General features: G+C 71.2%; 18 protein-coding genes. 9 read left to right on the forward strand and 9 right to left on the reverse strand.

The window, feature by feature from the left end; translation table 11 throughout:
- The first annotated feature begins 72 nt into the window (after window positions 1-72).
- Complete coding sequence (locus tag AC07FN_RS17890; protein ID WP_478396613.1) at window positions 73-1,347, forward strand: COG1470 family protein; 1,275 nt, start codon at window positions 73-75, stop codon at window positions 1,345-1,347.
- An 875-nt stretch (window positions 1,348-2,222) separates the two neighbouring features.
- Here AC07FN_RS17890 and AC07FN_RS17895 read toward each other — a convergent pair.
- Window positions 2,223-3,764 (reverse strand): substrate-binding domain-containing protein, encoded by a 1,542-nt coding sequence (locus tag AC07FN_RS17895; protein WP_478396614.1) that lies wholly within the window; start codon window positions 3,762-3,764, stop codon window positions 2,223-2,225.
- A gap of 634 nt (window positions 3,765-4,398) precedes the next feature.
- Here AC07FN_RS17895 and AC07FN_RS17900 point away from each other — a divergent pair.
- Entirely contained in the window at window positions 4,399-4,707 is a 309-nt protein-coding gene (locus AC07FN_RS17900; protein WP_452618360.1) for a hypothetical protein, read from the forward strand.
- Window positions 4,708-4,720: 13 nt separating this feature from the next.
- Here the strand turns inward: AC07FN_RS17900 and AC07FN_RS17905 are convergent, their stop codons facing one another.
- Window positions 4,721-5,077, reverse strand: a complete 357-nt coding sequence (locus AC07FN_RS17905; RefSeq protein WP_478396615.1) for a hypothetical protein — start codon at window positions 5,075-5,077, stop codon at window positions 4,721-4,723.
- Between the two features lie 216 nt (window positions 5,078-5,293).
- Between AC07FN_RS17905 and AC07FN_RS17910 the strand changes: the two genes are divergently transcribed.
- Window positions 5,294-6,316 carry an alpha/beta fold hydrolase gene (locus tag AC07FN_RS17910; protein ID WP_478396616.1) on the forward strand — a complete coding sequence of 341 codons (1,023 nt, stop codon included), beginning with the start codon at window positions 5,294-5,296 and terminating at the stop codon, window positions 6,314-6,316.
- A gap of 292 nt (window positions 6,317-6,608) precedes the next feature.
- Window positions 6,609-6,989 (forward strand): MerR family transcriptional regulator, encoded by a 381-nt coding sequence (locus AC07FN_RS17915; RefSeq protein WP_478396617.1) that lies wholly within the window; start codon window positions 6,609-6,611, stop codon window positions 6,987-6,989.
- Here AC07FN_RS17915 and AC07FN_RS17920 read toward each other — a convergent pair whose 3' ends face one another.
- Window positions 6,990-8,363 carry a DHA2 family efflux MFS transporter permease subunit gene (locus AC07FN_RS17920; protein WP_478396618.1) on the reverse strand — a complete coding sequence of 458 codons (1,374 nt, stop codon included), beginning with the start codon at window positions 8,361-8,363 and terminating at the stop codon, window positions 6,990-6,992.
- 276 nt (window positions 8,364-8,639) lie between these two features.
- Here AC07FN_RS17920 and AC07FN_RS17925 point away from each other — a divergent pair, with 276 nt between their 5' ends.
- Window positions 8,640-9,455 (forward strand): lipase family protein, encoded by an 816-nt coding sequence (locus tag AC07FN_RS17925; RefSeq protein ID WP_478396619.1) that lies wholly within the window; start codon window positions 8,640-8,642, stop codon window positions 9,453-9,455.
- Between the two features lie 362 nt (window positions 9,456-9,817).
- On the opposite strand, the gene AC07FN_RS17930 is transcribed toward AC07FN_RS17925, so the two are convergent.
- The 6 genes from AC07FN_RS17930 to AC07FN_RS17955 all read right to left on the reverse strand — a co-directional run bounded on the left by AC07FN_RS17930 (window position 9,818) and on the right by AC07FN_RS17955 (window position 17,483).
- The gene (locus AC07FN_RS17930; protein ID WP_478396620.1) at window positions 9,818-10,261 is read right to left on the reverse strand and encodes a MarR family winged helix-turn-helix transcriptional regulator; all 444 of its coding nucleotides are present in this window, start codon (window positions 10,259-10,261) and stop codon (window positions 9,818-9,820) included.
- A 198-nt stretch (window positions 10,262-10,459) separates the two neighbouring features.
- Window positions 10,460-10,954: a hypothetical protein gene (locus AC07FN_RS17935; RefSeq protein WP_478396621.1), complete on the reverse strand. Its 495-nt coding sequence runs from the start codon at window positions 10,952-10,954 to the stop codon at window positions 10,460-10,462.
- Window positions 10,955-11,086: 132 nt separating this feature from the next.
- Window positions 11,087-13,882, reverse strand: a complete 2,796-nt coding sequence (locus AC07FN_RS17940; RefSeq protein WP_478396622.1) for a hypothetical protein — start codon at window positions 13,880-13,882, stop codon at window positions 11,087-11,089.
- A gap of 136 nt (window positions 13,883-14,018) precedes the next feature.
- On the reverse strand, window positions 14,019-15,893 hold the full coding sequence (locus tag AC07FN_RS17945; RefSeq protein ID WP_478396623.1) for an HSP90 family protein: 1,875 nt from the start codon (window positions 15,891-15,893) through the stop codon (window positions 14,019-14,021).
- A gap of 499 nt (window positions 15,894-16,392) precedes the next feature.
- A complete protein-coding gene (locus tag AC07FN_RS17950; RefSeq protein ID WP_132483948.1) occupies window positions 16,393-16,848 on the reverse strand; it encodes a PaaI family thioesterase in 456 nt (151 codons plus the stop codon).
- 26 nt (window positions 16,849-16,874) lie between these two features.
- Window positions 16,875-17,483, reverse strand: coding sequence for a TetR/AcrR family transcriptional regulator (locus AC07FN_RS17955; RefSeq protein ID WP_478396624.1), 609 nt, complete (start codon window positions 17,481-17,483; stop codon window positions 16,875-16,877).
- 204 nt (window positions 17,484-17,687) lie between these two features.
- On the opposite strand from AC07FN_RS17955, the gene AC07FN_RS17960 reads away from it, so the two are divergent.
- The 4 genes from AC07FN_RS17960 (at window position 17,688) to AC07FN_RS17975 (ending at window position 22,117) form a co-directional block, all read left to right on the forward strand.
- Window positions 17,688-18,707, forward strand: coding sequence for a DNA-binding response regulator (locus AC07FN_RS17960; protein WP_478396625.1), 1,020 nt, complete (start codon window positions 17,688-17,690; stop codon window positions 18,705-18,707).
- A 108-nt stretch (window positions 18,708-18,815) separates the two neighbouring features.
- Window positions 18,816-19,130 carry a hypothetical protein gene (locus tag AC07FN_RS17965; RefSeq protein ID WP_478396626.1) on the forward strand — a complete coding sequence of 105 codons (315 nt, stop codon included), beginning with the start codon at window positions 18,816-18,818 and terminating at the stop codon, window positions 19,128-19,130.
- A complete protein-coding gene (locus AC07FN_RS17970) occupies window positions 19,127-20,680 on the forward strand; it encodes an alpha/beta hydrolase (RefSeq protein WP_478396627.1) in 1,554 nt (517 codons plus the stop codon). The genes AC07FN_RS17965 and AC07FN_RS17970 overlap by 4 nt, the downstream gene beginning before the upstream one ends.
- Before the next feature lie 234 nt (window positions 20,681-20,914).
- Window positions 20,915-22,117, forward strand: coding sequence for an MFS transporter (locus AC07FN_RS17975; RefSeq protein ID WP_478396628.1), 1,203 nt, complete (start codon window positions 20,915-20,917; stop codon window positions 22,115-22,117).
- The last annotated feature ends 92 nt before the right edge of the window (window positions 22,118-22,209 follow it).

Raw genomic sequence — 22,209 nt, forward strand, 5'->3', positions numbered from 1 at the left:
GGCAGCCGCCTTGCCCCCGCGCTGCCCTCACCGCCCTGCTCGAAACCGCTCGGGCCGCCTAGCTTTTCGGAGGTGAGCCCTTTTGCCGAACTTGAAAGCGCCACGGTGGTGGTGAATCCGGGCGGGGAGGCGACCACGACCCTCACCGTGCGCAACGACACCGAGATCGTCGAGGCGTACGAGTTCGAGGTGGTCGGCGAATGCGCCGCCTGGACGACGGTGGAACCGACCCGGCTGTCGCTCTACCCGGGAACCCAGGACGTGGTGACCCTGCACCTGCGCCCGCCCCGGTCGCCGGAGGTGCGGGCCGGCGAGGTGCCGCTGGCCGTGCGGGTCGTGCCCGTGGAGCGGCCCGACCTGGTGACCGTGCCCGAGACGACGGTGATCATCACCCCGTTCCACCGGCTCAAGGCCGCGCTCGTCCCGCAGCGGCGCCGCGCCTGGCGGACCGGCCGGTACGAGGTGGAACTGCACAACCGGGGCAACACGCCCGCGGCGATACCGCTGTCGGCGACCGATCCGGCCGAGCAGCTGAACTTCCGGTTCGAGTCGGGCCGCCCCGCGCTCGAACCCGGTGAGCGGACCGAGGTCCGGCTGCGCGCGCGGTCGAGCGGACTCATCTGGTTCGGCAAGCCGACCAGCCACCGGTTCCTGATCACGGCCGCCACCGAAGCGGAGGTGCTGGAGGGGGAGCCGCCGCAGCCGGAGGAGCTGGACGGCGAGCTGGTCCAGCTCCCGCTGCTGCCCCGGTGGCTGCTCGCCCTGCTGGCGCTGTTGCTGGCCCTGCTGCTGGCCTGGCTCTTCATGGTGGGCCCGGCGCTGCTGAGCGCGGCGCGGGAGGCCGCCAGGGAGGAGGCGAAGCAGATGGCGCAGAACGGCGAACTCGTGCCGCCGCCACCCGCCGAACCGCCCAAGCCCCCGGACGCCGGGCAGCAACCGCCGCCCCCGCCCCCGCCGCCGGACGTTCCGGGAGTTCCGCCGGGCAACGGCGGGCAGCATTCGATGACCATCGAGGTGGTCACCAACCCCGGCGCCAACCTCTCGCGTTCCGCGCAGGTACCGGACGGCAAGGTCTTCTTCGTGACCGACCTCGTGTTGGCCAACTACCAGGGCGACGAGGGCCTGCTCACCATCCGCTTCGGCGACCGGACGATCACCACGATCGCGCTGGAGACCTTCCGGAACCAGGACTACCACTGGGTGACGCCGATCGAGATCCCGGCCGACGAGGACGTCACCGCGACCGTGCGCTGCGCCCGGCCGGGCACGCCGCCGTCCGGTCAGCAGGCAGGGCGGTGCGTGGAACTGCTCAACGTCAGCGGTGTGCTCCGCGCCGCGCCTCGATGATCCGCCCCAGTAATCGCTATTCGGCATCTGCTCCCCTAGCATGCCCCTTCGCCCATCAACTCATAGCGCCGTTCCGCCAGGAAACCACGAAACTGTGCGGAAAACCACGAAGATCGATATGCGGGAAAACACCGCAACCTTTCCGGTTTCGGCGGGAGGAGTGGTTTCCGGGGTGCGGCTGATCGGCCATCCGGGGGTGACGAGGTGGGCCGTTCAGTAGTAGCCGGGAGCCATGTTCCGAGTTCGGTTCGCGCGGATCGCCCGCCCGGTATTCCCACGTCGGATGCCGGGCAGGGCGGTTCGGTGAAGTCCTGGACGATCCCGGAAGCGCGAACGCAATGCGGCATCTGTGTGATGGTCCACAATGGACCATGGGCGAACGGAGCAAGAGTTCGTACCCCGTCCGCCGCAATTGCTCATATGAGCACGAAATCGCGATGATAAGCGTGAATTTCGTCGCCTGTGAAAATCGCGAACACGCTCGGTCCAGGAGCGGAATTCCGCGATAGGCCCCCCGGGGCGCGCTTTCGCGAAGTGATTTCATTAATACTTAACACATTTCACACTTCGCTTCCGCGTCATCCGATGGTTGTGAATCCGCGGGAGAAACGCCCGATCGGCGGCATCGGTGCACCAAGATCGGCGAGGGCCTGCGATCGGTGGGCTCGCTCTCGGAGTTCCGGCGGCGCTTGCGCCGCGAAGGTGACTTTCGTTCGGTGGTGCGGTCTTGGCCTGATCGGCGGTTCCTGCTGCGTCGGCGGCGAAGTACCTACCGGCGGTCGCGCGTTGCCGGCCGACGTGATGGGAAGGCTCATGCGTGTGCGGCGTCCGTCAGCGACGGTGACGCGGACTGGTCGTTGGGCTGACCTGGGCGGTCACTCGGGGCGGCACCGCACCGGGTTCGCCAGTTCCGCGCACGGGCGGTTGCCGTAGGAGCGGATGATGTCGCTGCCCACCTGGTTCGTCAGGTAGCGCCGGAAGCTGGCGGCCAGGGAGGTCGGCGCGGGTTCGCCGAAGGTGTAGGCGTATTCCGTCTGCCAGAACGGATAGGCGCCGTGGTCGGCCGCTTCCAGGCTGGCTTCGTGGCCGTCGATGCGGACCTCGCGCAGCTCCGCTCGGCGGTTCTCGGCGGCCCGGAGCTCGCTGTAGCCGATGGCTCCGGGGGTGTTGGCCACGGTGTCCAGCAGGCTGCGGGTCTCGGTGCGACGGCAGCGGAGGACGCTGCCGCGCAGCCTCTCGTTCCTGGGCTCCACGCAGTCGTCGGAGTTCTCGCCGGGCTCCACGTCCCCGCCGAGGAGCCGCTCCTCCAAGGTGGCGCGGGTGCCCGAGAGGGCTTCCCGGTCGACGATGCGCACCGGCACGTCGTTGCCGCCCACGGCCCGCCAATTCGCAACCCGGCCGCTGAAGACGTCCCGGATCTGCTCCGGCTTGAGGTCCTGGACGCCGGCATCCGGGTTGATGACGATCGTGAACAGCAGGAACGCCACGGGTTGCGGCAGCAGCTCCGGCAGCCGGTCGCCCTTGGGACCGTCGGAGAACGCCAGCACCTCGGGCGATCGCGTGCTGTTGAGCAGCTCGAGGCCCTGGGCGCTGCTGCGCATCTCCCACTTGAAGTTGGCCCCCGGGCAGGACTTCGCGTACTCGGCGGCGGCTTCCCGCAGCACGGGTTCGAAGGCCGTGGAGCCCGTGATGGTGAGATCCCCGGCGGCGCAGTCCAGCCGGGCCTCGTTCTTGGTGAGGTCGATGATGAACGGCTCGACGAGGCTGACCATCAGCAGGAAGCACACCAGCGCCACCACCCAGCGGGGCGTGCCGGTCTGGCTCTTGGTCTCGTGCACCTTCCCGCTGCCCACACCTCCGCTGATGGTGCCGACGACCTCGGGTTCCGGGATCCCGCCGTCGTCGTCCCCCGCGCGTTCCAGGACGACCAGGACCTTGTAGTGCGCGGAGCTGTTCAGCTTGACCTTGGGCAGCTCGACGAGCCCGACCGTCCGGTCGGCCTCCTCGACGTCCGACATGCCCAGCCCCGGCGCCTTGGCGTCGAAGTACGTCGCCAGCGACGGGTCGCTGAGCTCGGTGACGACGACGCCGGCGACCCGGCGGCCGGGGAACCTGACGCGGATGCCCACGGAGGTGTCCTCGGGGAAGCCGTAGTCGCCCTCGGCGATGTTGGTGGTGCCGGTGTTCTCGATGCGCAGCAAGACGAACGACGGGTCGACCAACCGCCCGCCGTCGGCCCGCTCCAGCCGCCGCCACGCGCCCGCGTAGAGGGCGCTGACATCGGTGGGCGTGGTGTCCATCTGCACCCGGTAGCCGAGCCGCTTGCGGCCGACGAACGCGAATTCCCACAGGAAGGCCATGATGGGAACCAGCGCACCGACGATCGCGAGCGCCAGCTCCCAGGGAAATCCGTCCACGACCGCCTCCGCAGGCACGAGCAACGAACCGAGATCGTCAACGTAGTGAGCCCGCGGCGGCGGCCGGTCTCACTTACCGACCAATTTCCCCGTAATTCACCGACCGTTCCTCATCGTGATCGACCTCCGATCGCACGCACCCCAGGGCGCGCGATCGGCAGGGTCAGTACCGCCAGTCGATGGCGCTGCCGCAGCTCGCGAACCCGTGCCGGTCGGCGGCGGCGTTCTTAGCGTCGTCGACAGGCACGGTCGGCGGTCTGGAAGAGCGAGCAGTCCGACAGCAGCAGGGCTCCCGCCAGGAATGCCGTGCCGAAGCACGTCTTCCGCGCGCTCCCGGTCCGGGCGCCCGCTCCCGGTGATTCGTGACGTGCCCGCTCCCCGGATTCCGCCGGCACTCGCGGCTGGATCTGCGGAACCCTCGCACGGCGGTTCCGGGAGACGTCCCCACCGGGATCCGAGTTCGTCGTGTGCCGTTGGGCAAAGTCCGCTCGGTCGGGTGGCTGGACCTTGGCACGCTGGGGGAATGCGTTCTGCGGGTGCCTCCGGAGCACCGGTGGCGGGCTGCGGGCGCGCTGCCCGGGCATGGCTGATGCGGTAGTACTCGGCCTGACACCGAACATCAGGGAGAGAGCGCATGACAGCAGCGGACGTGCCCTTCTCGATGTATCCGCGGACAACCGCAGTGCCCATGCGGGATCTGCTGCGGCGCTGCGCTATCACCCACGACCACGCCGAACGGGCGGCCCTGCTGGAGCGGCTGGCGGACGAGCTGGACCGGGCCACCCGGGACGTCCTCGCGGGCCGGCCGACCGAGGAGTGCGACCGGCGCGAGCTGGCCGCCAGCCTGCGCGGGCAGGCCGGCATGGTCCGGTTCTTCGCCGACCTGGAACGCCGCGACCGGGCCAGGCAGGCGTTCGACTCCGCGCGGCCGCGGGTGCGATGACCGCGGCGCGGGGTCAGCGGAGGTCGAGCGACGGCCAGAACGGCCCGGACTGGAGGACCCGGTGCGGGGCGCCGGGCTCGCCGGGCGCCGGGAGGCTGCGCAGGGCCTCGACGGTGGCGGCCAACGTGCCCGAATGCCGCCAGACGACCCCACCGCGCCGGTCCGGCGAGTCGACGAGCAGCCGGACCGCGAGGGCCTCGTGGCGATCGGCGATCCACAGCGCGTCGCTGTGCTCCGGCCAGTTCAGCACCCCGAACAGCCACTCCCGGCGCCCGGCCGCGCCGGTCAGGCTCCAGAAGGACCACAGGGACAGCCCGAGCAGGACCGCCAGCTCCGGGTAGAGCTGCAGGGCTTCGTCGATTCCGGTCACGAACCGGCATCCTTCGCGAAGTTCGCGCGGCAGCGTGGCAGGCCGGATGGCGCGTCGGCCGCTGCCGCCCTTCTGGGGGATGCACAGAGGTCGCGGATCGTGCGTGGCCGGACGTCTCCGGCGAGCGGACCTTACATTGGTGGGCAGCCCGCCGGACGACCTCCGTGCCCGCTCGAACCGCCCGGCGGGGCCCACCTGGGTGGCGAGGAGGCCGCGATGGACTACGAAGTGTTCGACCTCGGCGACGTCCGGCTGCAGCGCGGTGCCACGCTGCGCGACGCGAAGCTGGCGTACAAGACCTACGGCGAGCTCAACGCCGCCAAGGACAACGCGATCGTCTACCCGACCTGGTACTCGGGGCAGCACTACGACAACGAATGGCTCATCGGCGAAGGCATGGCCCTCGACCCGTCGCGGTACTTCGTGATCATCCCGAACATGCTGGGCAACGGCCTGTCGTCATCGCCCAGCAACACCCCTGAACCGCACGACCGGGCGCGGTTCCCGGAGGTGACGATGCACGACAACGTCCGCCTCCAGCACCGCCTGGTGACCGAGCGGTTCGGCATCGAACGGCTGGAGCTGGTCACCGGGTGGTCCATGGGCGCCGGCCAGACCTACCAGTGGGCGCTGAGCTACCCGGAGATGGTGCGGCGCATCCTGCCGTTCTGCGGCTCCGCGAAGACCAGCCGGCACAACTTCGTGTTCCTCGAAGGCGTCAAGGCCGCGCTCACCGCGGACGCGCAGTGGCACCACGGCTGGTACCGGGAGCAGCCGGTGACCGGGCTGCGGGCGATGGCCCGGGTCTACGCGGGATGGGGTTTCTGCCAGCAGTTCTACCGCGAGCAGATCTACCTGCGGGAGCCGCTGGGCTACGGCTCGCTGGAGGACTTCCTGGTCGGGTTCTGGGAAGGCCTGTTCCTCAAGCGGGACGCGAACAACCTGCTGACCATGTTGTGGACCTGGCAGCACGCCGACCTCGGCGGCACCCCCGGATACGCCGGTGTCGAGGACGCGCTCGCCGGCATCCGGGCGACGACGATCATCATGCCCGGCGAGCAGGACCTGTACTTCCCGCCGGAGGACAACGAATGGGAGCAGGCCCGCATCCCCGGGGCGGAGCTGCGGGTCATCCCCGGTGCCTGGGGGCACTTCGCCGGCGGCGGCCTCAACCCGGTGGACACCGCGTTCATCGACGACGCGCTCAAGGACCTGCTCGGCCGGGAAGCCCCGTTCTAGCCGTAGTCCGAAGTGGACATTCGTTGTCCGCAGTTTCAATGAGGTTTTCCGACCTCGTTTTGCGTGGCGGTGCGGGTGGCGGAACCTCAGAGGCTTCCTGGTCTGTGGGTGCCCCTCCTGATGTATGTCCGATACACGGCGGAGGGGCCGTCCTCGCCAGGAAACCTCTGAGAACCCGCGGCGGTGCAGGTGTCGTAGGTGGGCTATGCGCCTGCGGCGCATGCGACACCTCATCGACGTGTGGCTTTGCGACCGGGGTGGGTTTCGTTCGGTGCCGGATAGGATCGGCGCAGTGAGCGCCCTGACCCCGATCCGCGTGGTCGCCGACCACTTCGAGCTGGCTATCTCGACGCTGCACTACTGGGAACGTCGCGGCCTGATCAGCCCGCAGCGGCGGGGCGGGCAGCGCTGCTACGACGCCGATCAGCTCTACCGGATCGCGCTGATCAAGCTGTGGCGCACGACCGGGCTGATGGGCATCGACGAGATCGCGGCCATGCTCGACGCGGAATCCGGTTGGCAGGACACCGTTCCCGCCCGGATCGCGGAGATCGAGCGGCAGCAGGCGGCGCTGGAAGCGGCGCGGGCGTACCTGGACCACCTGCTCGGCTGCCGGCACGAGTCCGGCCCCGACCGGTGCCCGGGGTTCCGCGCCGCCGTCGACCTGCCGTGATCAGCGGCGCGGCATGGTCAGCGCCGCGACGCCCGCCGCGACCGCCAGGCAGGCGGCGGAGGCGGTGAACGCGACCGCGTAGCCGTGCGCGAGCGCTTCCGCACCCGGTTCCCACGCGATGGCGGCCGTCAGCACCGCCAGCCCGATCGCGCCGCTGGTCTGCCAGACGGTGTTGAGGAGCCCGGCCGCGAGGCCGTTGTGGCGGGGCGGCACGCCGCCGGTGGCGGAGATGGTGATCGGGGTGAACGCGGCGGCGGTCCCGAACACCAGCAGGATCCCCGGCAGCAGCACCGACGAGAGATATGAGGCGTGCACGCCGATCAGCGCCGCCACCCCGGCGAAACCGGCGCCGCCGAGCAGGCAGCACAGCACGGCCGCACGGCGGACGCCCAGCCACACCGATAGTGCTCCGGCGGTTTGCGCGCCGCAGAACATCGCGAATCCGATCGGCAGGTAGGCCAAGCCTGCTTGCAGCGGCGAATAGCCGTGCACGTCCTGCAAGTACAGCGACAGCAGCACGGGACTGGCGAAGAATCCCAGGCCCAGCAAGAACATCACCAGGTTCCCGCTGCTGACCGAATGCAGCCGGAACACCTCCAGCGGCAGCAGCGGATCCGTCGCCCACTTCGCCTGGTGCAGCAGGAAAATCCCGAGCAGTGCGAGTCCGCCGAACAGCGGCGGCAGGGCATCCTGGACGGAGGGCCGCATCATCGCGTACACCAGCGCTCCCAAGCCCGCCGTCGCCAGCACCGCGCCGATCACGTCGAGCCGGGTTCGGGCTCCGGTGGCCGACCGGCCCTGCAGCACCGCGACGGCGGCCGCGACGGCCAGCACGCCGACCGGGACGCTGACGAAGAACACCCACCGCCACCCGGCCCACTGCGTCAGCACGCCGCCGATGACCGGGCCCGACGCGGCCCCGACCGCGCCCACGGCGCTCCAGGTGCCCAGCGCGCGGGCCCGCCTGCCGGGCTCGGTGAAGGTCGTCGTCAGCAGGGACAGCGTCACCGGCATCAGCAGCGCCCCGCCGAGGCCCTGCGCCGCCCGCGCGACGAGCAGTTGCTCGGCCGACCCGGCCAGCTCGCCGGCCAGCCGGGCGGCCGTGAACAGGCCCATGCCCAGCACGAACATCGCGCGCTGCCCGAAGAGATCCGCCAACCGCCCGCCGAGCAGCAGGAATCCGGCGAAGACCAGCGTGTAGGCGTTGACCACCCAGGACAGCGCGGCCGGACCGAACGCCAGTTCCGCGCGAATGGCGGGCAGCGCGACGGACACGATCGTGGCGTCGAGGACGACCACGAACGAGCCGGCGCAGGCCACCGTGAGCACCACAGCGGGCGCGGCGACCTTCGGCGGCGAAGACTGCGCGTGCATGTTTTCCCTTCTCCTGCTGGAAGAACCGATGCCACCGGCACATCTTCGGGCCGGTTGGGCGGCGGAGGCAGCATGCTGGCTCAACCCGGATTGAGTGCAAGCCCGGGCCTCGAACGCGTCGTACTTTCGGGCTTTTCCGGACGTGTCGCTGAACCGGGCCACAGGGGCCATCCCTTCCAGTGACCAGGCACATGAGCCCGCCATCCCTTGCCATAGTCGCGCTTGGCGCCCCGGCGCCGACCCGGCGAGACCTGCGACTTCTCATGGAGGCCAACGATGACGGTGCTCGAATTCGACCACGCGGTGACCGGCTACCGGCTGCAGCACGCGTACTGGCTGGCCAAGGCGGCGAAGCTCGCCTACGACGACGAGGCGACGATCCGGGAGACCACGCGGGAGTGGGGCTTCGACCGGTGCGAGTACTTCCACGCGGAACTCGACGGGTCGTTCCCCATCGAGGACACGCAGGCCTTCGCGGCGGGCAGCGACAGGATGGTCGTCGTCGCCTTCCGGGGCACCGAGCCCAAGAAGATCAAGGACTGGCTGACCGACACCGACACGCTGGCCGAGCCCGGTCCCGCCGGCAAGGGGCTGGTGCACCTGGGCTTCAGCCGCGCGCTGGACTCGATCTACCCGCAGGTGCGGGGCGCGGTGCAGCGGATCCGGGACAACGACCAGAGCCTGTGGTTCACCGGGCACAGCCTGGGTGGCGCGCTGGCCATGCTCGCCTCCGCCCGGATCTTCTTCGAAGACCCGCAGCTGCTCCCGGACGGTGTTTACACCTTCGGGCAGCCGCGCACCTGCGATCGCCTGCTGGCCACTCCGTACAACCAGGCGCTCGCCGAGCGGGTGTTCCGGTTCGTCAACAACAACGACGTCGTCCCGCAGCTCCCGCCGGAGCCGGTGTTCCACCACGTCGAGGACGTCCGGTACTTCGACAGCCGCGGGAAGCTGCACGAGAAGATCACCTTCACCGCCGGGTTGACCGACAAGGTCAAGGGGTTCACCGGCGACGCGTTCGCGCCCGCCGCCGACGGGATCCGCGACCACATGATCGACCGGTACGTCGAGCTGATCCAGAAGAACCTCTGATCCGGTCCGACGAACGCCCGCACCTGCGCAGGTGCGGGCGTTCGTCGTGAGTGCCGGTTCCGGTAAGAACCGGCGTCAGCGCTCACGAGAGCAGATCGCCCACCTATGGCGGGTGACTCGCGTCGCCGTCCTCGCTTAGGTCGCAGCTGACCGGGTTTCGACGCCCGCGAGGAGATCGCCCATGCCCGTCGCCGAGCTGATCCTGACCGGAGCGCAACAGTACACAGTGGACTCATCTCGGCCGTGGGCGACCGACCTGGCGATCGCGGAAGCATCGGCATCGCCGGCGGCGATGGCCCGGCAAGCGGAGATCAAAGCGGTGGTCTACCCCCCGAAGGGCCTGACGAGAACCGCCCAGCGGCTCAGCGGTCCTGGACCAGTGGTGGATCGCCCCAGTCGCAGTCGAGACCGTCGCGCAGCGCTTCGACCGCGTCGGCGCCGATCCGTTCGGCCAGGACGCCTTCGATGGTCGCGATCATTCGCAGCGCGCGCTCGTGGGCGCGGGCCCCCGCCGGGGTGGTGCGGACCAGGCGGCTGCGCGCCGACGTCGGGTCGGGGACCTGCTTCAGCAGGCCCATGCCGATCAGCCCGTGCACCGCCTGGTGGACGGACTGGCGGGTGGTGCCGATCCGGCGGGCGAGCTCGGAGATCGAGGTCCCGCCCGCGTCCAGGTTCGCGAAGACCGCGGCCTGGGCGACGGTCACCGGGCGTTCGCCCGCCGCCTGCATGCTGCTCAGCAGCGCGTCGTCGAACCAGCGCTTGGCGTCGGTGAGCAGCTGGGGGAGGTTCGGTGGTGGTGCCGTCATGGTTCCTGGGGTGCGGTAGCGGGCCCCGAGCATACCCAGCCGCCTTCGCCCGCGACAAAATGTCGAGTAGCCCGACGAAGTGGTCGGTCTCCCGCGCGCGCCCGCGGTGCCGGAGCCGGGCAAGTTCGCGACCGTTCCCCGGGAGTACGACCTCCGCTTCCTCTTGGAACACCGCTGGCGCACACCGAGGTTCCGCGCTCAGGGCCAGTGGTGAGCGCGATCGAGCCCTCGCGGTGCGTTGCTGGCGGTTTCGCGCGAAACCGCCAGCCTGCCTGGCGTCGGGCGCCTTCGGGGCGAGCCCACCCGGCCGCTACTCCGTCGCTGCGGTGGGGTGGGCTCGCACGTCGATGGTCGATGCCGGGTCGCCTTCGCCGGCCCGTGGAGCCGGATCGGCGCGCCGCCCGGGTTGTCGTACAGCCGGATGCCGTCGTCGACGGTCAGGCCGGTGCGGCGCACGCTCTCGACGGTCGCCGGCCGATGGGAGCGCCCCCGGAACTTCCGGTCGACGCCGATCGGGGCATTGCTGAACAACATCGGCACCGCGAACAGCAGCAAGATCGGCCCGGCCATCCATGCGTTCAGCCAGGCGAACACCACGTCATCGCCGGCGGCCGTCGCGGTCGAGCCTGCCTTGATGTAGAGCACCGTCAGCACGACGCCGGGCAGCAGCATCATCGACGAGATGATCCTCATGAACCCAATCCTCTAGGCGGTGGCCTCACGGGCTGGGCAGGACCGCGTTCGGCGCAGGCCGGTTCCGGCCCGCAATCGTTCATTGTGGACAGAGGTGGTGCCGGGACGGCCGCCCGCCCCGGCACCGGTGGATCACTCGCTCCGGCCCAGTTCCGCGAGGTATTCCGCCCGCTGTTCGGTCAGGCGCTCGACCAGTGCGGGCGCTTCGGCCCGCTCGATGGCCGAGGTGTAGCAGGCGAGCGACTCGTCCGCGCGGCGCTGGCCGCGCAGGATCTGAGCGGCCAGGAACTCGCTGTTCGCGCCCGCGTTCGCGTCGCCGCTCGCGGCGTACCCGTCCGCCGCCGCCAGGGCGCACTGGACCGCCTCGTCGTGGCGCTCCGCACCGGCGAGCTCGCGCGCCTTGGAGTCGGTGGCGTCGGCCGCGAGCCACGCCTCGCCCGCAGCGTTCGCCTCGGCGATCACCGCGTCTAAGTCCGCGATGGCCGACTCGTCGCCCAGGTTCGCCTTGGCCAGCCCGCGCTCGTTGAGCATCTGCAGCGCCGACTGAACGTCCCCGGCTGCGCGCGCCCGCTCCAGCACGGCGTCGATCACCTCGATGGCCTCGTCGTCGCGGAACTGCACCAGCATCCGCGCCAGCTGCGTCGCCAGGCCCACCTGCAGCGGCAGGTGCTCGGCCTCGACGGCGTGCCCGAGCCCCCGCTGGAACGCGCCGTAGGCGACGCCTGGCTGGTCGCCGCGCCGGGCCGCGACGCCCAGGCCCAGCATGGTCTCGCCGAGCGCGACCGGCGGCGCCCCGGACTCGGACTCGCCGCGGTAGACCTCGTCGATCACCTCGATCGCCTCGTCGGCCTGGTCCGACCAGGTCAGGTACTGCCCGAGCCGGAACTTCTCGGCGAAGGCGCCGGTGATCCCGGCGGATTCGGCCTGCCGCAGCGCGAACCGCATGCGGGCCGCGGCCTCGGCGTCGCGGCCCAGGTCCGAAAGCAGTTGCGCGCTCAGGCCGGCGGCGTTGAGCACCAGCCGGGCACCGCCGATGGCCACCTGCAGGGACAGCGCCTCCTCGGCCGCCTGCAGGGCCTCGTCGAGCAGGCCCCGGGTGGCCAGCGCCTGCGCCTTCATCCGCAACCCGACCTGGCGGGTCTGCCTGCCGATCCCGGCGTCCCGGAGCAGGTCGTCGATGGAGCCGACGGCCTCCTCGAACCGCTGCGACATCATCAGCAGGAACGAGCGGTGCAGCACGGCGTGGTTGCGCAGCTGCCGCTCTGCGATGGTCGGCTCCGCCACCGGCACGAGCAGGTCCGCCGCTTCCTGCGCGTCGCGCAGGGCTTCGTCGACCCGCTCTTCGATGCCGAGCACGTCCGCCCGGGTCGCGAGCAGATCGGCCAGGACGTCCCGGCCGGCGCAGGCGCGGGCGTCCTCGATCGCGGCGTCGAACGCCGGCAGGTCGGCCGCTGTCGCGGTGCCGTACAGGGCGAGGCCGATCTGGTCCTCGACGTCGGCGTAGTCATCCCGGCCGAGCTCGCGCAGCGCCTTTCCGCGATCGGCGAGCGCGTTCGCGGCCTGCTCGTGCTGATCCCTCGCGACCAGGGCCTGCACCGCGACGCGGTAGGCGTCGGCGGCGACCGCCCGCCCACCTGCGGTGAGAGCGCGCTCGACGGCGTCCATGACCCCGTCGTGATCTCCGGTCGCGGCGCGCTCACCGGCCCGCCGCAGCCAGTCCTCGGCCGTGGCCGGCTCGGTCGTGGTGACCTCGGCCGCCACGACCGGCGTGTAGGTGCTCGACTCCAGCGGCACGTCGTAGCGCTCGTCTGCGAGCGCCCGGGACAGGGCCACCTGCCGGGTGTGGAAGTCGTTGCCGTTGCGGGCGTCGAACGCCGCCGCCAGCCGGTCGGCCGCCGCCCAGAACGTCGCGGCCAGGTCCGCCGCCGTCCACGGGCCGGCGTGGTCGCCCAGCAGCGGCGCCAGCGCCGGGTCGTCGGAGTGCCGCACCGGCGTCGAACCCTGGCCGGCCCGGGTGACCGCGTCCAGCAGCACGGCCGCGGCGCACGACCCGGCGAACTTCTGCCGGTCGTTCATCGGGTCCACCACCAGGTCGCGGATGTGCCGCTCCAGCAGCGCCAATCCGCGTGCCTCGTTGCCCGTGACCGCGCAGAAGACCCAGTGCCGGGCGATCATCGCGATGTTGTCCGGGTTGCCGCGCGCGGCCCGGTAGCCGCGCATGTGCGCGGCGGCGGCGTCCTCGCCGCGGCCGAGCCTCAGCAGCGGCAGCAGCGAATCGGCCTCGTTGCCCTCCGGCTCCTCGCCGCAGCTGAGCTGCTGCTCCTGGATCTCGTCGAACAGCGCCACGGCGGCCGCGTCGTCGCCGATGGTCTGCTGGTAGTCCGCGAACTCGCTGCGCGCGCAGGCCTCGCAGTGCGAGTATTCGTCCCTGGGCAGGGCTTCCAGTTCCAGGCGGAACCGCTCGGCGTCCTCCAGCCGCCCCGTCTCCACGGACGAGGAGAACAGCGACTGCACCACGCCGGAGCGGCCGACGCCGGCCTCGGTGTAGCGGCGGTCCATGTCGGCGAGCACGGCGTCCAGCTGCGCCGAGGAGAACTGCAGGCTGCCGGTCACGGTGGAGGCCATCCACTTGAAGTACCAGAGCAGGTCCCAGGAATCGGCGGCGCCGGTGAGCTCCGAGGGGAACCGGACCGGGTCCGAGTCGAACTTGCCCAGGCACCAGGCGAAGGCGGCGAGCATGCCGTCGGTGTCGCCGGTCATCTTCGCCGAGGTCACCAGGCGCATCCGCGCCGCATAGGCGAGTTCCTCGTGCCCGGCCTCCTCGGACAGCGAGATGGCCTGGTCGAGCAGCGCGCGCTCCGGCGCGCCGTACGGCGTCCGGTCGGCCTCGTCGAGCAGGTCGGTGATGGTCTTGGCGGCGTCGCTCATGACTGGTCCGCCTCTCCGCGATTCACAGTGGTGGTTGCGTTCAGCCCGATCTCCCGTTGCGTGGTTTCTCGTGGCTGGTTTGCGTCACGGTCCCCTGGGGTGCGGTTGAGGAGGACTGAGGTTGACACAGGGCTGCTCATGCCAGGTCGCTTTCGAATCCGATGGACAGGTGGACGAGATCGGTCATCGTCGTCGTGAGCAGACGGCGATCGCGGGCGGACAGCGGGCGGTGGCCGGCGAGCATCGCCTGCAGGTAGACCAGTTGCACCGAGCGGGAGAACACCGCCTCGTCGCGGACGTCCGCGAGCTGCCGGACCAGCGGGTTGGACCAGTTCAGGCACAGCCGGGCCGTCGCGTCCGCGCCCCGCACCGCCGCGTGCTTGGCCATGAACGCGTCCGCGTCGGAGACCAGACCGGCCCACAGGGTGGGGGCGACGTCGGTGGCCTTGGAGCGCTCGATGTGCCGCAGCACCTCCGGATCCGCCACGTACAGCGCGGGCAGGTCCACCGGCGAGAACATGCGCACCGCCGCCTCCGCGCCGGAGTCCGCGAGCACCGCGGTGGCGCGATCCTCCAGCGCGACAACGGATTCCCGGTCCGCCAGCGGCGGTGGGTTGAGGTTGTCCAGTTCGGCGGTGACGCTGACCCGTTCCAGCGCCAGGCCCGGGGTGAGCTCCACCAGCTGCCGCAGCAGGTCGGCGTCGAAGGCGTACCCGGCGTTCACGATGGGCGCGTCCGCCGGGATCACGGCCGCGATCTGGCGGAACTCGTCGACGGTCTCGGTGTAGCGCACCCGAGGGTGGAGGGCGGCGTAGTCGGTGACCTTCATGGTGCCCGCGCTGGTCTCGACCGTGAGCCAGGAGAACAGGATCCGGGCCAGTTCGGCGTCATGCACGGCCAGCGCCTTCATGCCCTGCTGGTGCACGCCCATCACCTGGCCGAACAGATGCGGGTCGGTGCGGGCCGTGCCGAGCAGCCACCGGCGCAGCTGGGCGCCCAGTTCCGTGCGGGTGTGCTCCAGGTCGTCGCCGCCCACGAACGATTCCCGGGACGCCGTCGGCTTCAGGTCGGTCGTGTCCAGCACGCACCGCACGAAGAAACCCCAGTCTGGCAGGAGGTCGTCCACCCGCTCGCTCAGCAGCATCCGGCCCAGGTACACGCGGTTCGCCTGGTTCCCGCCGGGCGGCGGCGCGTACGGCAGCACGAACGCCACGCCCCGGGTACCCGTGCCGGGCGCCTCGAAGGGGAACGCGGCGAGCGGTTTCGCGCCGACGATCTCGGTGCCGAGCTCCAGCACCTGCTCGGGGTGGGCGTGCGGGTCCAGGAACACCGGCGCGCGGGTGATGGTGTCCCGGGTGCCGTCCGGCGCGGCGACCTCCACCGGGTGCGGCAGGTACTGGCCGAACCTGGTGGCCAGGGCGCGAACCCGGGCCGCAGCGAGCATCTCGGCCTCGTCCGGGCGCGGGGTCAGGCGCACCGTGGTGCCGACCGGCAGCGCGTCGGTCTGGTCCTCGGGCAGCTCGCGGACGTGGAAGGTGCCCTCCGCGCGCCCGACCCATTCGATGGCGCGGCCGCCGCGCGCGGACCGGCTGAGCACGGTGATGTGGTCGGACACCATAAAGCAGGAGAGCAGGCCGATGCCGAACTGGCCCAGGTAGTCCTCCCGGCGCAGGTTCAGCACCTCGTCGCGCTTCGAGGAGCGGCCCACGGTGGCGAGCAGGTCGGTGGCCTCGGCCGCGGTCAGCCCGATCCCGTTGTCGGTGAAGGTGAAGTCGGGCCGGCCCGCGGCGGCGGGCGTGATCCGCATCCGCCCCTCGGGGGCCGCCGGGTCCAGCCGTCGGCGGGCCTCGATCGCGTCGCGCCCGTTCTGCAGCAGCTCCCGCAGGAACACCTGCGGGCTGGTGTAGATGTGCCTGCTGAGCAGGTCCACCACGCCGCGCAGGTCCACCTGGAACGGGCGCGCGGGTACCTGCTCCGCCGGGTTCCCGGGCTCGGGTGCGGTGGTGGGCATGGCGGAACTTCCTTTCGCGGTGCGCCCGCTGGTGGGGCGCGGGTTCGGGCCGCGTGGTGGCGGCGGGACCGTGCCGGAGGTTGCGATCGGAGCGAGCGCGGAAGCCCGACCGCGGCCGAGTCTCCGTTGGCGGGAGGGAAAGCCGATGCGCTGGGCTGCTTCGCAGCCCCGGCGGCCTCGCTCGGTTCAGATATACCACCTGCCACCGACGATTCCGACGCTCGGTCACGCCCGGCGGTGGTGATCTGGACCATTCGGCCGCCCGGAATCCTTGCGGTGTAGTCAGAAATACCCACACGCGGAGCCGGTGGCCGGGAGAGCGGTCAAGGCGAGGACGCCACTCGCCGCGCTGGTGGCGGATTTCGCGGAGTCCTCTTCGGACTCCGGTGGCGGAGCGTCAGGATCGTCCTGCGCGGACGGCGAAATCGAGCACGAACAGTTCACCTTCCGTCCGGGGATCGGTCGCGGAATCCACACCGGACTCGTGCGATCCGGGCGGTCAGCCGGCGGGCTGGAGGATCAGGCAGGTCGTCGTGGCGTGCGCCATCAGCTTCCCGTGCTCGTCAAGCACTTTTCCCTCGGCCGTCGCCGTGCTGCGGCCGGCGTGGATGACGTTGCCCTCGGCGGTGAGGGTGCGTCCGTCGGTGCGCGCGGCGCGGATGTAGTTCACCTTGAGTTCGAGGGTGGTGTAGCCGACGCCGGCCGGGAGCGTGGTGTGCACCGCGCAGGCCATCGCCGAGTCGAGCAGGGTCGCCGCGATGCCGCCGTGGACGGTGCCCAGCGGGTTGGCGAAGTCCGGGCGGGTTTCCAGCGAGATGACGATCCGGCCGTGTTCCACCTCGTCGAACCGCATGCCGAGCAGCCGGCCGATGGACGGGATGTCGTCGGTGCGCTCGGACTGCACCCAGCGCATCAGTTCGAGGCCGGACATGGTGGCGAGGTCTGCGGTGGACACGGGAAGCTCCTTGCCGTTGCTGATGATCAGGCCGTTCCTCGGGACCGGCCGGTGGTCTCCTGCAGGGTGCGGGCCAGCAGTTCGTGGATCTCGACCGCGGCCGCTTCCAGCGGCGCGGCGCTTCTCTCCGCCTTGCACATGACCATCGCGCCTTCGGCGGCGGCGATGACGAAGGCGGCCAGCCGCTTCCCGCGTTCTTCGGGCAGGCCGTGCCGGCGGAACAAGGCAGTCAGCGCCTCCTGCCAGCGGGCGAAGACGGCGCCCGCCGAGCTCGCGAGCTGCGGCGCGTCGTCGTTGGTCTCCACGGCCACCGCCACGATCGGGCAGCCGGCCCGGAAGTCGCTGGCCACGATCCGGTCGCGCCACAGCGCGAAGAAGGCGTCGATCACCACCACGGGATCGCCGGCCTGCGCGGCGGTCTCGATCAAGCCGGTGATCGACTCGCCGGCGAGCGTCACCGCTTCGTCGATGAGCTGCGTCCGCCCGCCGGGGAAGTGGTGGTAGACCGAGCCGCGAGGGGCGCCGCTGTGCGCGAGGACCCGGTCGATGGTGGTGGCGGTGGCCCCGTGCTCCCGCAACAGCGCCTCGGTGCTGGTGAGCATCCGCTCGCGGCTGTCGCTCCTGCGCGGGCTCACGCGGCCACCGTCCCGGCGCCCGCGGTGGATGGGCCGTTGGTCATGCCGAGCGCCTCCCGCACGCCGAAGAAACTTCCGTTCGGTAATTTATGACAGGTGACATAGTACATTCAAACGGGTGAACGGCGGTGTCCCCGAGGGGATTCGGGCCTGCCGGTATGATCCCGATCTTGTTCTGGGGCGGGGCGACAGCTGGGGATTCTTATGCTGCAGGGCCTGGGCATCAGCGAGCCGGGAGAGCAGGTCTACCGGCTGCTGCTGACCGGGTCCGCTGCCGAGCCCGGAGTTGCCGGATCCCGGCTCGGCCTGGCGCCCGACGAGGTGGCCACCGCGCTCGCCGAGCTCCGGGCGAGCGGGCTGGTGGAGGAGTACGACGACGGCACCGGCTCGATCCGCCCGGTTCACCCCAGCATCGCCTTCGGGCCGCTGCTCGCCCGCGCCCGGGTGGCGCTGCGCGCCGAGGAGCAACGCGTCGAGCTGGCCGCGGCGACGGTGGAGGAACTTTCGGCACTGCAGCCGCGGGGAATCGCCGTGGGCTCGCCCGAGGTCGAGCTCAGCCGCGGGCCCGCCGCGGCCTTCAGCTGCCTGGAGCGCATCGCGGCGACCGCGCGCGAGGACGTGCTGGTGCTGGCGGCATCCGGGCCGGCTCCCGGCGTGCCGGATCCGACGGACTACCGCCCGGTCGTGCAGCTGGCGGTGTCGCTGGCCGAACGCGGCGTCCGGCTGCGGGTGATCATGCTGGACAGCATCAACTACCTGACGCCGCTGGTCGAAGGCGCGCGGCGGATGCAGCAGGCCGGCGTGGAGGTCCGGATGAGCCCGACGCTGCCGGTCTGGACGATCACCGTCGACCACGAGTACGTGGTGACCGCCCTCGACATCGCCGACCACGACCGCGGGAGCATGCTGGTGCGGACTCCCGGCGCGGTGGCCGCCGCCGCCGACCTGTTCGGCCGGTGCTGGCGGGCGGCCGCGCCGCTCGGCGAGGCCGGGCCCGAGCCCGCCATCGGGCCGCTGACGACCGCACAGCACCAGCTGCTGGTGATGGTCGTCAACGGCAGCAAGGACGAGGCGGTCGCGCGCCGCTCCAGCGTTTCCACCCGCACGGTGCGCCGGATGATCGCGGACCTGTACGAGGTCGCCGGGGTGTCCGGCCGCATCCAGCTCGCCTTCCGCGCGGCCAAGCTCGGCTGGCTCGACGGTTCCGAGCTCGACCGGCTGTGAGGCGGTGCCTGTCCGGCGGCGGACATGGCCGCACGCGGACGGATCGGCACCACCCGGCACCGCCGTCCCACCTGCACGACCACCACGAAAGTGACGGAGGTGCAGGCGATGTCGTTCACGATCCACCCGGACGAGCTGCGGAAAGCGCCCGGGCAGGCGAACTCGGCAGCGGAGCAGGCGCGAGGAGTCGCGTTGCGGACGGGGCCGGAGCAGATCGCTCGCGCACTGCCCGGAGCAGCAGCGTCCTCGGTGGCCGCGGCGCTGGCGGGGGACTGGAATGCCGAGATCGAGCAGTGGGCGCGGGCGGTCGGCGACTACGGGCAGAACCTGGACGCGTGCGCCGCCCAATACCTGAAGGGCGACAACAGCGTCGCGGAGGAGTTCACCGCGATCCGGCTTTCGGCCTTCGGAGGTCTCCGATGAGCATCACGATCGGCACCATCCGGAAGTGGGAACCCGGCGCGCTGGACGAAGCGGTGCAGACGCTGCTCAAGCACCGCGACGCGTTGATCGCGCTCGACGACGAGGTCACCGGCTGCAAGCCGCCGGCGAGCTGGCGAGGGGCGGCCGCGGCCGCGGCGGCTCCCGCTCACGCCAGGATCGCCGCCTCTGCGCGGCGGCTGACCGCCGAAGTCGCTGCGGTCCGGACGGCGGTCGCGGACGCCGCGGATTCCGTCGAGGCGCTGCGGAAATCCCTGGTGGAGGCGGAGAACCTGGCCGGGGCCAACGGATTCACCATCGCCGACAGCGGGGCCGTCGAGGACACCGATCCGCCGCGGAACGTGCCGGCCGGCGAACTCGACGCGGTCAAGGCGGAACGCCGGGCCGTGCAGCTGGAACTGGTCGAACGGGTCCGGGAGCTGGTGCGGCGCGGTGGCATCATCGATGCGGGACTCGCGAAAGTGCTCGGCATCGCCCGAGGCGACGAGTTGCGGCCCGCCGGCACGCTGATGCAGGCCGCGGAGGCCGGAGCGAAGGCGGGCGACCTGCCGATCACGCCACCGCCCAACGGCAAGCCCGGCGCGAACGCCGCGTGGTGGGAATCGCTGTCGGAGGCGGACAAGAAGGCCGTGCTCAAGAACCACCCGGCCTGGATCGGGAACCTCGACGGAGTGCCCGCCGCGTTCCGCGACCAGGCGAACCGGGCCAGGCTCACAGCACTCCGCGCCTCGGTGCAGGAGGAGCTCGACGGCACCCTCACCGACGAGTTCTCCACTCCGTGGGTCTACACCGACGCGGAGAAGAAGATGGCGGCGCTCCACGCGATCGACAAGCAACTCGCGCAGGGCGACCGGCAGCTCCTGCTGCTGGACATGTCGGAGGAGTGGCCGAAGGCCGCCGTCGCCACGGGAAACGTGGACACGGCCGATCACGTCGCGGTGCAGGTCCCCGGGATGAACTCGACGGTCGGCGGCACCCTGGAGCTCAAGCAGGGCGAGATGACCCGGCTGCACGACGAGGGCAAGTCGGTGGCCGGCGTGACCTGGATCGGATACGACTCGCCGAACATGCCGGAGTCGCTCGTCAACGGCCAGGCGAAAGACGGCGCCGCCGACCTGGCCCGCTTCTTCCAGGGCATCAACGCCTCCCGGGACCACGACCCGCACCTGACCGCGCTCGGCCACTCCTACGGGGCCGTGACCACGGAGGCGGCGCTGAAGAACGAGGGGACCGGCGTGGACGACACCGTCCTGTTCGGCGGCCCGGGCACGTCGTGGACCACGTGTCGGAGCTCAAGGTGCCCGCCGGCTCGGTCTACACCCTCAGCGCGGACGCGACCGTCTCCCTGCACGGCAAGCCCGACTTCAACAACGACATCGTCGAAGCCGTGGGAAGCCTCTTCCGCACCGGGGAGCTCGACGGCGCGACGGAACTGTCCACCGACGCCCAGGGCAAGAACCAGCCGACCAATGGACACTCGGCCTATCTCGACGCGGGCACGACGAGCTACGAGAACATCAAGAAGATCGTGACTGGAGAACAGGACGACGTGGTCGAATGAACTATCTGGCCGAGCGCGGTGACCGTATTCGTTCCCGGGCGGTTCCACCGCCTTCGCCCGGACCGACCCGATGCGGCCGCAGGGCCGGACGGTGGGCGTCGCTGAAGCGGGTACCTCTGCCGGAGAGCGGCGGGCCGGATTCCAGCGGCGTGGCGGTCGAGGCTTCGTCGTGCGGCGTGCCCGGAATTCCGGTCGGTGGTGCGCTGTGAACGCCGATCGGACGTTGAGCAGCGGCCGGACTCCGGTCGGTGCGGTGCTGCGTTCTCGTCATGTTCCGCGCCTGCTGTCGGCATCGCTGATCGGTCGGCTGCCGACCGGCATGACGCCGCTGGCGATCCTGTTCACCGTTCGCGACGGCGGCGGCGACTACCGCTTGGCGGGCTTCCTGATCGCGCTCTACGCGGCGAGCGCCGCGGTGTGCGGGCCGGTGATGGGCCGGCTGATCGACCGGACGCGCCAGGCCCCGGCGCTGTTGGTGAGCGCGTCGGTGTCGGCCGCCGCGCTCCTGGTGCTGGCCTTCGCGGATCCGGTGCGCAGCCCGGCGATCGGCGCGATCGCGGCCGTCGTCGCCGGCGCGGCGACGCCGCAGCTCGAACCGTGCCTGCGGGTGCTGTGGGAGCACGTGGTGGCCGGCGAGCGGAACGTCCGGGCCGCGTTCTCCCTGGACGCGTCGACCCAGGAGCTCATCTTCGTCACCGGCCCGCTGGTGGTGCTCGGCGCGTTCGCCGCCGCGGGCCCCGCCGCGGGTCTGGTTTCCGCCGCGGTGCTGGGCTTTTCCGGTGCCGCCTGGTTCGCGACCGCCCGCCCGGCCCGGGCGTGGCGCGGCACGCGGGTGGAACGCCACTGGGCCGGGCCGCTGCGCGGCGCGGGAGTGCTCCGGCTCTTCGCGGTGCTGGTGTGCGTGGGGGCCACGATCGGCGTTTTCACCGTCGGCATCACCGGATACGCCGAGGCTGAGGGAAGTTCCGCCCACGCGGGCTGGCTGATCGCGCTGAACGCGGCGGGAGCGCTGGCGGGCGGGATCGGGTACACCGCCGTGCGCGCGGCGCACCGCGAAGACCGCCGGCTGCTCGTGCTGCTGGCGTTGCTCGCCGCAGGCTACCTGCCGCTGGTGCTCACGCCCGGCATCGCGCTGATGTTCCCGCTGGCCTTCCTCAGCGGATGCGCACTGCCCGCGGTGCTGGCGTCGGCGTTCGAGCTCATCGCCCGGATGGCGCCGGACGGGACGCTGACGGAGGCGCACGCCTGGATGATCACCTCGTTCGGGGTCGGCAACGCGATCGGTTCGGCGCTGGCCGGGACGCTGCTCGACCTGGCCTCGGCCCGGTCCGCGTTCGTGCTGGCCACAGCCACCGCGGCGGCGTCGGCGCTGATGGCCTTGCCCCGATTGGTCCGCAATTTCCATTGAGGTGATCTCAGTAAGAGGTTAGGTGAGTTGGCTGTGTTCGTAGTGGGTGAGGACGAGTGCGGCTTGGACGATGCGGCCGATTTTGCGGGGGC

This window comes from Saccharopolyspora sp. NPDC045941 (assembly GCF_056431445.1).

Excerpts from the sequence above, each read along its gene's own strand:
- AC07FN_RS17900 (WP_452618360.1), top strand. The coding sequence starts at position 4,399 with ATGACAGCAGCGGACGTGCCCTTCTCGATGTATCCGCGGACAACCGCA.
- AC07FN_RS17910 (WP_478396616.1), top strand. The coding sequence starts at position 5,294 with ATGGACTACGAAGTGTTCGACCTCGGCGACGTCCGGCTGCAGCGCGGT.
- AC07FN_RS17920 (WP_478396618.1), bottom strand. The coding sequence starts at position 8,363 with ATGCACGCGCAGTCTTCGCCGCCGAAGGTCGCCGCGCCCGCTGTGGTG.
- AC07FN_RS17925 (WP_478396619.1), top strand. The coding sequence starts at position 8,640 with ATGACGGTGCTCGAATTCGACCACGCGGTGACCGGCTACCGGCTGCAG.
- AC07FN_RS17930 (WP_478396620.1), bottom strand. The coding sequence starts at position 10,261 with ATGACGGCACCACCACCGAACCTCCCCCAGCTGCTCACCGACGCCAAG.
- AC07FN_RS17935 (WP_478396621.1), bottom strand. The coding sequence starts at position 10,954 with ATGAGGATCATCTCGTCGATGATGCTGCTGCCCGGCGTCGTGCTGACG.
- AC07FN_RS17940 (WP_478396622.1), bottom strand. The coding sequence starts at position 13,882 with ATGAGCGACGCCGCCAAGACCATCACCGACCTGCTCGACGAGGCCGAC.
- AC07FN_RS17945 (WP_478396623.1), bottom strand. The coding sequence starts at position 15,893 with ATGCCCACCACCGCACCCGAGCCCGGGAACCCGGCGGAGCAGGTACCC.
- AC07FN_RS17960 (WP_478396625.1), top strand. The coding sequence starts at position 17,688 with ATGCTGCAGGGCCTGGGCATCAGCGAGCCGGGAGAGCAGGTCTACCGG.
- AC07FN_RS17965 (WP_478396626.1), top strand. The coding sequence starts at position 18,816 with ATGTCGTTCACGATCCACCCGGACGAGCTGCGGAAAGCGCCCGGGCAG.
- AC07FN_RS17970 (WP_478396627.1), top strand. The coding sequence starts at position 19,127 with ATGAGCATCACGATCGGCACCATCCGGAAGTGGGAACCCGGCGCGCTG.